This window comes from Sedimentibacter sp. zth1 (assembly GCF_017352195.1).
Taxonomy (GTDB): Bacteria; Bacillota; Clostridia; order Tissierellales; family Sedimentibacteraceae; genus UBA1535.
In genome coordinates this window covers 1,736,898-1,750,148 of the sequence record NZ_CP071445.1, presented here as the reverse complement: position 1 = coordinate 1,750,148, position 13,251 = coordinate 1,736,898, and the positions used below count along the sequence as shown (strand labels likewise).

The 13,251-nt window shown below is 27.9% G+C and carries 13 protein-coding genes and 1 pseudogene; 10 read left to right on the top strand and 4 right to left on the bottom strand.

Annotated features, from left to right (window positions below; translation table 11 throughout):
* Positions 1 to 261 precede the first annotated feature (261 nt).
* From JYG23_RS08710 to JYG23_RS08675, 8 genes are all read left to right on the top strand, one after another.
* Positions 262 to 1,377, top strand: coding sequence for a hypothetical protein (locus tag JYG23_RS08710; protein ID WP_207235262.1), 1,116 nt, complete (start codon positions 262 to 264; stop codon positions 1,375 to 1,377).
* A 67-nt stretch (positions 1,378 to 1,444) separates the two neighbouring features.
* Entirely contained in the window at positions 1,445 to 1,681 is a 237-nt protein-coding gene (locus JYG23_RS08705; RefSeq protein ID WP_207235261.1) for a hypothetical protein, read from the top strand.
* A gap of 85 nt (positions 1,682 to 1,766) precedes the next feature.
* A complete protein-coding gene (locus JYG23_RS08700; protein WP_207235260.1) occupies positions 1,767 to 2,120 on the top strand; it encodes a hypothetical protein in 354 nt (117 codons plus the stop codon).
* A gap of 398 nt (positions 2,121 to 2,518) precedes the next feature.
* Entirely contained in the window at positions 2,519 to 3,208 is a 690-nt protein-coding gene (locus tag JYG23_RS08695) for a hypothetical protein (protein ID WP_207235259.1), read from the top strand.
* 681 nt (positions 3,209 to 3,889) lie between these two features.
* Positions 3,890 to 4,174 (top strand): TnpV protein, encoded by a 285-nt coding sequence (locus tag JYG23_RS08690; protein WP_371818595.1) that lies wholly within the window; start codon positions 3,890 to 3,892, stop codon positions 4,172 to 4,174.
* Between the two features lie 124 nt (positions 4,175 to 4,298).
* Positions 4,299 to 5,582 carry a hypothetical protein gene (locus tag JYG23_RS08685; RefSeq protein ID WP_207235257.1) on the top strand — a complete coding sequence of 428 codons (1,284 nt, stop codon included), beginning with the start codon at positions 4,299 to 4,301 and terminating at the stop codon, positions 5,580 to 5,582.
* A gap of 18 nt (positions 5,583 to 5,600) precedes the next feature.
* Positions 5,601 to 6,059 carry a hypothetical protein gene (locus JYG23_RS08680; RefSeq protein ID WP_207235256.1) on the top strand — a complete coding sequence of 153 codons (459 nt, stop codon included), beginning with the start codon at positions 5,601 to 5,603 and terminating at the stop codon, positions 6,057 to 6,059.
* A gap of 151 nt (positions 6,060 to 6,210) precedes the next feature.
* Positions 6,211 to 6,912, top strand: coding sequence for a metallophosphoesterase (locus JYG23_RS08675; protein WP_207235255.1), 702 nt, complete (start codon positions 6,211 to 6,213; stop codon positions 6,910 to 6,912).
* Positions 6,913 to 7,634: 722 nt separating this feature from the next.
* Here JYG23_RS08675 and JYG23_RS14870 read toward each other — a convergent pair.
* A pseudogene (locus JYG23_RS14870) lies at positions 7,635 to 7,838 on the bottom strand (type II toxin-antitoxin system prevent-host-death family antitoxin); the annotation flags it as partial.
* 240 nt (positions 7,839 to 8,078) lie between these two features.
* Here JYG23_RS14870 and JYG23_RS08665 point away from each other — a divergent pair.
* Positions 8,079 to 9,548, top strand: coding sequence for an anti-phage dCTP deaminase (locus JYG23_RS08665; RefSeq protein WP_207235254.1), 1,470 nt, complete (start codon positions 8,079 to 8,081; stop codon positions 9,546 to 9,548).
* A 20-nt stretch (positions 9,549 to 9,568) separates the two neighbouring features.
* On the top strand, positions 9,569 to 9,751 hold the full coding sequence (locus tag JYG23_RS08660) for a hypothetical protein (RefSeq protein ID WP_207235253.1): 183 nt from the start codon (positions 9,569 to 9,571) through the stop codon (positions 9,749 to 9,751).
* A gap of 179 nt (positions 9,752 to 9,930) precedes the next feature.
* Here JYG23_RS08660 and JYG23_RS08655 read toward each other — a convergent pair whose 3' ends face one another.
* The 3 genes from JYG23_RS08655 to JYG23_RS08645 form a co-directional block, all read right to left on the bottom strand.
* Positions 9,931 to 11,199: an amidohydrolase gene (locus JYG23_RS08655; protein WP_207235252.1), complete on the bottom strand. Its 1,269-nt coding sequence runs from the start codon at positions 11,197 to 11,199 to the stop codon at positions 9,931 to 9,933.
* 189 nt (positions 11,200 to 11,388) lie between these two features.
* Complete coding sequence (locus tag JYG23_RS08650) at positions 11,389 to 12,330, bottom strand: hypothetical protein (protein ID WP_207235251.1); 942 nt, start codon at positions 12,328 to 12,330, stop codon at positions 11,389 to 11,391.
* The gene (locus JYG23_RS08645) at positions 12,317 to 13,015 is read right to left on the bottom strand and encodes a stalk domain-containing protein (protein ID WP_207235250.1); all 699 of its coding nucleotides are present in this window, start codon (positions 13,013 to 13,015) and stop codon (positions 12,317 to 12,319) included. The genes JYG23_RS08650 and JYG23_RS08645 overlap by 14 nt, the downstream gene beginning before the upstream one ends.
* Between the last annotated feature and the right edge of the window lie 236 nt (positions 13,016 to 13,251).

The window sequence follows — 13,251 nt, the reverse complement described above, 5'->3', positions numbered from 1 at the left end:
AAAAGATATTAAAGCTGTATGGAATAATGATTCTATGATTGCTTGTTCCATAACAGTAAACTACAGTAACGTTTGATTTATGAATAAACGCATTGAGCGACAACATACCACTCTCAAAAGAGCAATTATATTAACAGCTGTCCAAATATGGTAAAAGATATATAAATAACTTTAATTTGGTTATATCTTTATTGATTAAAGTAATGGACATTAATTACCACTAATATACTTACTATTAGATAAGCCTAAGGAGGAACAATCATGAAAAAAGTAATTGATAAAATATTTTATACAAATAGCATTAAATTATTTTATATTTTATTTTTTCTATCAACTATTTTTTTTGTATTTATTAAAAGTAAAATTTTCTATATTATATCAGTTATTATGTCATGTATTATTTTTGGATATAGACTAATTAATAGACACAAAAAAATTAAAATGCTAGAATTTTATTCTTTGGATGATGAAAAGCAAACAAATGATAGAAAAATGAGAAGTTATCAATTTAGTGATTGTGTTGCTATAGTAGTAAATGTAATTTTATGTATATCTATGGACGAAGTTTTTATGAAATATTATGGTAATAGCTTAATTTGGATAGTTGTTTGTTATGCAAGTATATATTTTGTATCTGTCTATTTCTCTATACAAAAAAATTTAATTACTTTGAAGGTATTGTGCGTTCTAATGTCAACTATGCAAGGATTGCTTATTTTCTTAGGATTAATTATATTTGTAGTTATAATGTTATCAGTTTTTGTTCATGGAAATTGTGTAAATATACCTAATTTATTTGATAAATCTCAAATAGATAGTATTGTTATGTGGGGATTCATATTTGAAAAAATGCCTCTAATAACTTCCGTTACTGCTTCGATAAGTATTATATTATATATTGTACTAATTTTTGGTACACCATATTATCAGTATAATAAGTTAATATATGCATTTAAAACTGCAATAATTATATTTACACTGTGTAGTATTGTAATGTTTTTTGTTATAAATATAGCTACTGATTCTATAGTGCAATTTGCACACGAAAAAGGTAAAATGTTATTAGAGAATATGCCTAATGATACAATTGATATGAGTATTTACGACTATTATAAAAATTTTAGTAAAACTAATTTATCAAATTTAGTTTACTTACTCTTACTTCCATATACTTTTGGAATTTTGGTTTCAGGATTAATCATAGACATAAAGAAAAATATGAATGTTAAAAAAGCAGACAAGGCTTTTGAAGTAATTATGACACATAAATGGTTAGAAATTGATTACTATTTAAAGAAATACTATTATTATGGAGGAGACAAATCTAAGATGCAAATGTTTGAACAGATAAATATTATATCAAATAAACTTAAATAGTTAAAGGTACAAGATTATATATACTAGTGGGGTAATAGAATTATATTATGACTATTTTACAAAAGTGATGGAGCAAGATAAGAATGCTATGCTTCAGGCATTTAACTTCGAAAATGAAGAAGATGAACTCAAAAAAATATCGTATGAAAGAGCCTTTTTTAAAAAAGGAAAAATAGAAATTTTTGATAGTAAAATAATAGATGATGCGAAAGCTAAATTACTAGGAATATTTGTTACTCGTTTTATTATACTTCATGAATTAGGGCACATTTTGAATGGACATTGTAAGTTGTGTAAGTTGTAAAATAAATTTGATTTTTAAGCTTATTTTAAATATAATAGAATAGAGATTTGCAAAGAAAATTAATACTCCTTCTTGCGGGAATATTTTGTTTTTATTGTTAATTGCTATATCGGTAGGTGCTTCGCTTTATGGTGGATATAACCTCGTCCGTACTCTTATTCCTAAAACTAATATGAAAGAATTGGATAATAGCCAGAAAATATGTTCCGAATCTATCATTTGCTTTTCTTCTATAGCAACTAATTCAAGTTATGACAAATATTTAGAAAAAATAAATAATACAAGTGAAGATGATTACATCAATGATATTTTGTCACAAATTTATATATGTGCTAAGATATGCGATTTAAAATTCAAAACCTACAAAAGAGGTTTATACTTTTCGTTAGGAGGTTTAGTGACATTTGTGTTACTTATAACTATTGACTATTTCCTGTAATTGTTAAATGTTTTTTAATATATCGTGTTAAATAAGGTGACAAACGACATCTTTGAAAAATATAACAAAAAAAGAAACGGTGATACCATATAAAACACATGACCTCAATGGCATGTACCGTGGGTTCGATTCCTCTCAGGTTCATCAAAGAGGAATAATCCGAATTTTACACCGATTGGTGAGGGGTTGGATTATTTGATTTTATAGACTATTTGGATAGAGTTTGGCAGATTGCAGAAATTGTTAATTAGTGATGGAATTAATTAATGGAAGGCTTTGTGTTGAATATAGTATAATACAACTATGCTAAATGTTCAGAGTGTATCTTTGGGTGGTTTTGTGCTTGCTATCAATAGATACCTTATATCACAATACACAACCATGAGAAAGGAGTTTTTATGAATAAAACTATATCTTTTTGCGTTAAAAATGATCAAGGATTTATTTCACTGGTTAGAATATTAAAAATCCAACCAAGTGGTGCTTGTTATATAGATTATGATAAAAAAAATAATAACCACCATCTTTCTTTGCATACCCCAAATCAACAAAATATTGATGGTGTTATGCATATTAAGAATAAAGGAAAAATAGTATTTCAAAAGTCAATCCCAAATTTTTATAATTATAATTCCAATCGTTGTTTAGAAAGTATTATGATCATGGAAACAGAATTAAGGGAAAATAATGATGAAATACCTGAGTCTATAATTACATTAAAAATTCCTAAAAATCATTGCGTTCATATTTTGCTTATTAGAAGTGATAAAAAATGGGGATCTATTAAATCAGCTTTTATTAGCGATAAGCCTTGTAAGCAAGATGATGAAAATAAAATACAATATCCTGTATTTTATAGTATTGAAGATATGCCAGACACAAATTACTATTTGACATATAATATACAACCTATTAGTAAAATAGTTTCTGATTATATTGTTAATTTTAAAAAAGAATATATTCAGTCCCATTCACTTTCAAGTAATAATATGTTTTTTCAAATAAGACATCCTTTCATGGCAACAGATATGGAAATATCTTTAACTCTAAAAGAAGCATTAAAATATGCAAGTAGCAATAATACCTAATTGTCATTTGTATACTTTACCATATTTATAAATATCACCGCAAGAAAGCATTTTATCAACTTCTTTACAAAACATTGCGTATATTAGGGATATGAAGATTTAAATGCTATCCAGTTATCATTGAAAAGTTGTTTAATAGAATATTTACTCATAAGTAAGATAATACAATAAATTAAAGAAAAAGAAAAAATACAAACGAAAAAAACTACACCTCAAGATTGAGGGGTAGGGGAGTTGACTTTGACGAAGTCAAATTTTTTGTTGAAAATACCTTTGTTAATATAATGAAGGAGATTTTATAAAATATCCAAAAAACACAAATGTTAAAGAATGTATGCTTGAATATATTAAATAGTATTGAGAATAATTTTATAAAATATGTAAAATTATAGACAGGGATATTTAATAAACTAATATACAAGCATGTTAACAAAATGCTAACGCAAATAACATAAATTAAATTCACATAATGCAAACAATACAAAACTATCTACACATAACAACATATAAGTTAACATAAAACACCACTTGACATACAAATACATAATGCCAGGAATGATGTAATAAAAGATTAAAACCGCTGAAATTCAGCGGTTTTTTAATGCGAATTTTTAAGATGCTAACAAAAGTTGATATGAAATCAATAAATAATGTATACAGTGCATTGATTGCATAGGATGTTTGTTGTGGAAAAAATCTCTATCTGGAGAAACTTATAAAGAAAAGTACATTTACGATGAAAAGAACGGTCTTTGGTACGAAAAACAAGGTGAATATTATCTGCCTTGTATAACACTACCTGATGAAAAACAGAATCCAGTGGGCGTATGGTTACAGAGACACCTGCGATATATCAAACAGTATAATCAGTTAATGACAATCGGGCAAATGGCGTGTGTAGGTAAAATGAACACCATCCGCAACGTCGCTATGGAGGCCGTGAGTACCAATTTAATCTATAATTAATACAAGAAGCGGCAAGGAGAAGTCTTTGTCGCTCACTTTTTTTATGGATTGCAAATTAACTATTGACAAAATAGCGTAGCAAACATATACTAAGTGTAGTTAAAAATACTACGGAGGCAATGAGATGATTCTCAAAGTAAGAATGAAGGAAGAAGCGAAAAAGAATATTGGAGTTATCAAAAAGCACTTTTTCGATAAAAATGATAAGATTACATCGGGTTATATAGTTGGATTAGCTGTAGAAAATTCATCTAATATTTCAAAAGTTGAATGGGATAATGTAATTAAAAAACTGTTTTCTGATAAGAAGGGTATTGAAGCAAAATCCACATCAGTTAGTTTAAGGCAGGAAATCTATGATAAAATTCTCGATATACAGAATATGCTACAAGATAGTTGTGGCAAAAGATTGTATATATCGCAAGTTATTGATGTAATTCTTGAGCTTGTAGCTAATAACTTACGTAAAACAATTACAACGGAAGATTCATTAACCATATTTGAATGGAATATAAATGCAAGAACGGGTTCACATAATTATATAATTCCAGTAAATTTAATTGCAAATGAGATTTTCGATAAAAATCCCCATATCTTTGTACTAACAGAATTTGTTAAATCAATTGGTTGGTGTGATCTAAAGAATATACTAGAGAAAAGATATTTTGTGTTTGAAAGTTCTTATTATCCTCATCAAAATGGTATATGCATCGGAGTAAAAAAAGAATGTGGTATTGAACTTGTAAAAATGGAAAATGAAATCAAAAATCCTGACACAGGGAAAGATTTTCCAGATTTTTATGAAATAAAAATAAAAATAAAATCAGAAGAAATTTCGGTAATTGGAACAAGAATTAGAATCGATTGTAAAAAATCGAACTCGTCAAATAGGCAGGAAAGATTGCTTGAACAATCACAAAGATTTGAGCAGTATAAGCAACTGACTAGATACATAAAAACAATTGATAATGTGATTGTTGTCGGCGATTTTAACAATTCACGAATTCTTGGTAATGAAGTTGAAAACGAGAAAACGATTGAAGAAATATATAAAGATAAGGATTCTATTGAGCATAATTTTCAAAAAATCAGGAACTTTGTATATAAAGAAAGTGGACAAAAAATTTCATTATATACAGCTACAGGAAATTTATCATCGATTGGAGCAAAGTGCACCGAATGTGAAGCAGAGGAACCTGAAAAAAATGAATATTTCATAAACAAATATGACCATTTGCTAAGTAATTATTTTACAAAAGATATAGAATACAAATGGGACTTTTTAAGATTTTACAAAGGAAAGGAATTTTTTGTAAAAAACCCTAACAAGAAAAACTGGGAAATTGCAAAAGGATATCCAGATCACGCAGTGCTTATTGCAAAAATATTATTAAAAAATAACGGTTAAAAATGGGATGTGTAAATTGTGAGCAATGAAGAATTTGAACTCTTTTACAAAAAATATCACACTTTCGCAAATTTTATGCCAATCATAAAACCTAGGAAAGATTATGAAGGAATGAAAGTAAACCCATATTTACAATACGTTAAAAATTATACATATCATGAATTTCCAGATGTTTTTTTTGAGGCTATAAGAAATTATTTTTTGAATTCAGGTGCTACTAACGAAAAGTTTAATATGGGAAATAATCCTGCTTATTTTGATTCTTTTGGCATTGGAGAAGTTGGTTGGAAAAACTTTGTTCAGCTTTCTCCATTAAAAAATGTAAAGCTACCATATACTCAAAAGAAATTGAAAAATTTAACTGATACAGAAAAAATACTTGCTATGGGTAGTATCCATAATTTTTTATGTAATGCAATTGAAATAATCGATAATAGAGCAAAAAGGTTGGCAAGAGCAAGAATTATTAATGAATAATTATCAGTTTTATTATATAGTAATAGAAATTTTATTTATTGATGTAAGAGAGAATATGGTATATTGATAGATATTATTAATTAATGCGAAAATATATAAAAATGATATATATAAACCGTTATTATTATTTAAAGTGGGGGTTAAGGATTTAATGAAAATTTATTGTTTGTCAGATATCCATGGATGTATTTCAGAATTTGATTATGCATTATCTTTGATAGAAACACATCTTATAGAAAATAATACGAAACTCATTTTACTTGGAGATTATATTCATGGTGGTCCGGATAGCTATGGAGTTTTAGACAAGATAATAGAACTACAGCGAAAATATGGAGTGGATAAATGTATGGCTCTAATGGGAAATCATGAAGACATGGCTTGTTGTGGTAGATGGCCTATTGCGGCCGATCGTTTTTCGCATAGTGAAGACAATATCGATGAGGCAAAAGAAGATAGGTATGTCCAGTGGATGATGACTCTTCCAAGGTATTATTTTTTTTACGAGAGTAACATAATATTTGTACATGCTGGAGTTGAGGAAGAAGCTGGAGATATGTGGGAATGGGCAACGGATGATTTCACTTTTACAGAAAAATATCCAGCCCAAACAGGAAAATTTTATGATAACTATAAAATCGTAGCTGGCCATATTGGAACCGAAGTTATTTCAGAAGACCCAAGGTTTCATGATATATATTATGACGGTGAATCGCACTACTATATCGACGGTACTGTTCTTGAGAGTGGTGTTATTCCTATACTTATGGTAGATACAGAAACGGATAAATATTATAGAGTTACAGAGAATGGAAACTTTATAATTTTACCTTATGATGAGGAAGACTGGTAAAGTGCTGAGAGATCTTTCTGTGTATTTATTAAAAAAATTTTTATTGAATGTTTGATGGAATTTGATGAAAGAAGCACAAACTCTGGTATTATTAATAATTTAAATAAATTAAGATATAGATTGAAGTTCTATATCTTTTTTTCTTTTATAGAAACTCGGTTATTCTCGACACATATATATTAATATAATGCTAACAAAATGCTAACGCAAATAACATAAATTAAATCTACATAATGCATATAATACAAAACTACGTGCACATAACAACATATAAGTTAACATAAAACACCATTTGATATACGAATACATAATGCCAGGAATGATGTAATAAAAAGAAATTAAATACTAAAGGCACTGATTTTTATCAGTGCTTTTTTTAATACCTAGTTTTTGGATAGTTATCACCAAATCTATAAGTTTTTGAGCTAATTTTAAAGTTTAGTAAAGCTGTTTTTCAAAGCTAATTTTAGTTAGTTTTTATATTGGCTAGCATAATCTATTGTTAAAAATAATTTCAATATTAAAAACAAACTAAACCCTTTGACAATTGTATTTAAAGTCAAAAAAGAAAAAGTGCAAAACTCGCTGTGCTCAAACATTGCACTTAAAACTCTTTTTTTACTTTAAACATTTGTACCAAATGGAACGTTAATCGTTTTTAACATTTGAAAATTATTTTTTCTAGAGTTTGGTTTGGTAGCGTTTTTAAAAATATATTATATTTATTCAAAGTACTTTCTCCTTGGAGTAGATAGTGCTTCTTTTGCGTCAATTGCTTTGCTATTGATTTTGTATTCATTTTCAGCTTAATCTATTGTTAAGCCAATTGACAGGTTATCAAGCATAACTTTATAAGTTTCAATGCTCATAACTACTAAATCACCATATCCATTTTTAGTTATAAAAACAGGTTCCTGTTTCGTATGACGATATTTGAAATTTCATTTTGTACATTATTATAGAGTTATAAAGTACAATATACAATAAGCAATAATATTAGACAGTTAATTTTATCTATAATGAATTATTCGTTGATAATATAATCTTAATACTAGGTAATATTGAACAAATCCAAAAATTTGACAAAAATATACAATAATGATAAAATTCATCTATTGAAACTATAAATAAATATAGTAATATATAAGTGTGAGGTATGTTACATTATGTTTGATAAACCTAATAATAGTGAATTAGTAATAGGTATAATAAGTGCAGTTGGTACAGATGTTAGCAAAGTTATTTCTTTACTTAGTGATAAATTAAAACAGTTTAAATATAGTGTTGAAGAAATTAAAGTATCAAAAGATGTTATTTCTACATTTGATAAAAATCCAACGCTCACAGATAGTAATGAATATGAAAGAATATCAAAATATATGAATATAGGAGATAAGCTACGGGAAGAAGATGAAACAATTTTAATGAAGGGGGCAGTTTATCAAATATATTTAAATAGAGTAAAAAATAGTGATAATAGTACAAAAGATACTAGCCCAAGAGCTAGAGTTGCTTATATAATTAATTCAATCAAACATCCAAAGGAAGTTGCTTTTTTAAGGAAAATATATACATCTGGGTTTCATCTTATTGGTGTAACTGATGATTATAAAAATAGAAAATCATATTTAACAAATCGTAAGGGAATGACTGATGACCAAGCATTAAGATTACTTAATCGCGATGATAATGAGGGAATAGAATATGGGCAAAAGACTAGAGACGCATTTCAAGATTCTGATTATTTTATACATGTGTCTGATTCTAGTAATGAACTCGAAAGTACTGTTTTTAGACTTTTAGATTTATTATTTGGTAATCCTTTTATTACTCCTACGTTTGAAGAGTATGCGATGTTTATGGCATATTCCACATCATTAAGGTCGGCAGATTTATCAAGACAAATTGGGGCAGTTGTAACAAAAGATAAAGAAATACTAGCTTCGGGAGTAAATGATTGTCCTAAATTTGAAGGCGGACTATACTGGAATAAAATGGAAAATGGCAAGTATATAGATGATGAAAACGGTAGAGATTATATGTTAGGTTATGATCCCAATAAAAAAGAACAAGAGAAAATTATAAATAAGGTATTAGGAAGCTTAGGTTTAGATGTTAATGATGATAATATTAAAAAATTAAAACAGTCTGGAATAGGAGACCTTACAGAATATGGACGGGTAGTGCATAGTGAAATGGAAGCCTTGTTAATGTGTGCAAGAAATAATATTAGCTGTAGAGGTGCAAGTATGTATGTAACCACATTTCCATGTCATAATTGTGCAAAACATATAATTGCAGCAGGTATTAAGAAAGTTATATATATTGAACCATATCCTAAAAGTAAAGCTTTAGAATTTTATAAAAATGAGATAACTATGTCTAAAGATGAAAAGAATAAAGTTCAGTTTTTACATTTTAGAGGAGTGGGTCCACGAAAATATATTGAACTTTTTTCTATGGCATCCGCTTTATCATATCCTAGAAAAAGAAAAGATAATAGTGGTAATAGAATTAAATGGGAAAGTGAAACAGCAAATTTAAGAAATCCATTGCCTGTATTAAATTATATTGAGTTTGAAATGTTAGCATTTGATTCATTCCAAAAATTGTTAAATGATAATATAAAATTATAATAAAAATAAAGGAGTATATTATGTCAACTACAATGTTATTGAATAGTAATAATAATACAGAAAAGGAAATAAATATAAAAGATTTAACTACTTATGTTGAGAAAGTGATTAATGATTGGCCTGAATGGAAGAAAGAAGAGTATAATAACAATTATGCAAATGTAGATTTTTCTGAAAAATTTAAAGGCTTATTACATGTATAAATTATAACTAGACTATAAATTGTTTTTAAGTGAAACAAATTATACATATTTTATATACAAATAGAGACGATACTTTTTATTAAGGATTCTAATAAAAAGTATCGTTTTTCATTATGCTTAAGCCACAACAACAAAAACGCGTTGAAATCAACGCGTTTCCTTAACACCTATTTAAATTCCTACTTCTGTTTTAAAGAAAAATTATTCACAATTTCTGTGAAACTATCAAATGCTAGTTTTAACACATTTTCATCAAAGTCAAATTTTTTGTTATGATGGCTTGCACTTAACTTTGCTCCGAATAACATATGTATAGATTTTCCACCATTGTTTTCAACAAAATTCATTATTGAAGTTATATCTTCAGAGGCATTAAAAGACGGGTATTTTTGTACATTAATGTTTTTCTTTAATAATATATTTTCAATAAAGCATGCCAAATCTTTATTAACGTGATTATAACAATCAGAATGACCTAAGTAGGATATATTGTAGTCATTTTGAAATGAAATAGCAGCACCCTTTACAATATTTTCTGTTTTAATAATGAGGTCATCCAAAATTTCTTTTTTATTTGCACGTATTTCAACTCCTAAAACGGCTTCACCAGGTACTGAATTTCTTTGTCTACCGGCAGTAAATGTACCAACATTTACCCTTGCTATACCAGAACTATATTGTGTAATGGAGTGCATCATTAAAGATGCTGAAGCTGCTGCAAGTAGTGAATTGCATCCATCTTCTGGTTTGTTACCAGCGTGTGAATATTTGCCGCTAAATTTTATTTGCATATTTTCGTTACCTAAAAAGTCTATTGTACCAACACCTACGTAATTTTCTTTCATACCTAATCCAATATGCATTCCAAATAAATAATCAATTTTAGGTAAAACACCTTTGTTTAGTATACTTTTAGCTCCTCTAACTCCTTCTTCAGCTGGTTGAAAAATAAAAATAAAGTTGCCTGACAAATCATTTGAATTATTTGCAATCCAATGTGCCAATGTTAATCCAATAGCCATATGTCCGTCATGTCCACAGGCATGCATGAATTTAGTATTTTTTGAAGCAAAGCCCTCTTTATAAGGAAAATGTTCCGAATCTTGAGATTCTGTTATTTCAAGTGCATCAATATCAAAGCGAAATGCGGTTGTTTTTCCCGGAGTATTTGTGTTAAAAGATGCTATAAGACCTGTATAACCATCAAAAATATCTTTGTATTTTTCATTGTATAGATTTTTATTGCTTTCATAAGCCTGCTTATACATTTTTTTGTTTGGTAATTCTATTCTTTCACTGTGTATTTCCCTGCCATACTGGATATTAAATCCCAGTTTTTCAAGATATTCTAATAAAAAAATAGTTGTTTCAATTTCTAACCAACCAATTTCTGCAATGGAATGCAATTTTCTTCTCAAGCAGATTAATTCTTGGTAATAATTATCCATATAAACCTCCATAGTATTAATATAAATTGAATTATTCAAAGTTGATATAATATTTATTAATCCCATTAGTCTTACATATGCTCCGGACCTACTGGTAGTCCAATTATATACTATAAAATTAATAATGACAACTATGCAAATAGGAATCCTAATAAATATGGAGGTATCGTTGAAGTTATTTTGTATTATTTATTTTAGCATACTACTATTATTTATAACAGCTGAGCTGTATAGAAATAAAATGTCCTGTTCATTAAATTCAATGAAATCCTTAAGTAACGGGCTCATGATATATCTTGTGTCTATAAGAGTAATTTTGCTATATTCGCTAACAAGTAAAGGTGCTAAGCTACTTGTAAATGAATCTCTAAAAATCACAAGTTCTTTTCCGTTTTGCTGTGTTGCATTTGTTATTGTTAAAAAAGGAGTAGCACCTGATAAATAAATATCGTATGGTACATCACCCTTTAAACTATTTACATCATAAACACTTGTAAAATCTTTCTTCTGATAATTTTCAACTGTTGCATTTTTGATATGGTCATTAACCAAATATTGTAGTTCTTCTGTCTTTTCAGAATTAGTGATGTATTTTGCGTACATTCCACCAAATTCCGTATATGAATTTATGGTAAAATCATCTGCACTAATTTCAAAACCTAATTTTTCACCAATCCTGTTTGCTACATCAATGGTATTTTGTTGTTTCCAATGGTTGTCAGTTTTATAATAATCGTCTAGGCTAAGTAAATCTTTTAATATAATATATTCCATGTTATCAATGCTTTGATTAAGCGTACTTATCATTTTGTCGTAATCTAATTTATCATACGATGATGAAGTATCATAATAAGTTTTGTCTGGAATTATAGCATAATACACTTTATTATTTGATGACAAATATTTTTCTTGCAAATTATTCATATAAGTTGCAGCTCTTAATACAGACTTCTCATTAAGTGGATATATTGATTTAAAGTAGTTGCCGTCAACTGCATATATTCCATCGGAATTCATTTCCATATCATCTGTTTCTAATGAGTTATTATTTCTGCTTAAAATAAAAGACATCCCTACAAGCAGGATAATTGCTGTTCCTATAATTATTGCTAATTTTTTATTGATTTTCATTATTTAAATTTAAAAAACTTTCATGAATTTCATTTGCAATTCTATTTTGGATTATCATTATTACAACATTATCTATATTATCAACTATTACTTCATCTCTTTCAACACCTACACAAATCCATTTTCTAGGGTCTACTTTTTCCTTTATTTCTTTCTTTAATGCTTCAATATCAGAGCCTTCAGGTGCTCTTAATAGAACAACAGAGTGTGGTATTGAACCTATCATAGCTTCAGATGCTAATGCTTCAGCTCCATTTAATGATTCAATTCCTAAAAAGTATTTTACGTTTTCATCTGTAACAGGAGTATTTGCAACCATTGGTAAATCACTTTTTACACCGCTATACACAGCACTCATTATGTCTTCAAGTGAATCGTTCTCTAAAGAAACAGTAATTTTCTCGTCTAATAATACAGTTCTAGTTTCTTTATCCCAATCAACATCCAAGCCCACAATATCACCTATACTTCTAACTGGAACATATGTTGTGCCATTGTACATAATTGGATCTTTTGTAACTCCGTTTACATCAACAAGTTTTTGTACTTCATCTTTGTACTTAATAGTAACTCCGCTATCCATAGTAGCTTTAATTTCAAATTTTGTACCTGCTCCAAAAGCAACTGACATACTTGTTAGCATTATTAGTCCAGATACTATACCTCTAGTTAATTTTTTATTCATAATATTTTCCTTTCATTATTAATTACAATAGTAATTGTATAATTTGATATATATAATATATAGACGTTAAAAACTGTTAAAAGTTCCACTTATGTTTTATTTTTATCCTATAACATTAAACAAAGGTGTTTGACTAATATAATATTTTATACTCTGATGTGTACTTACATATGTTGTATTCAAGTACTAATTGATGTATACTTTAACATGTGTTAAGAGATAATTAAGTAAAAGGT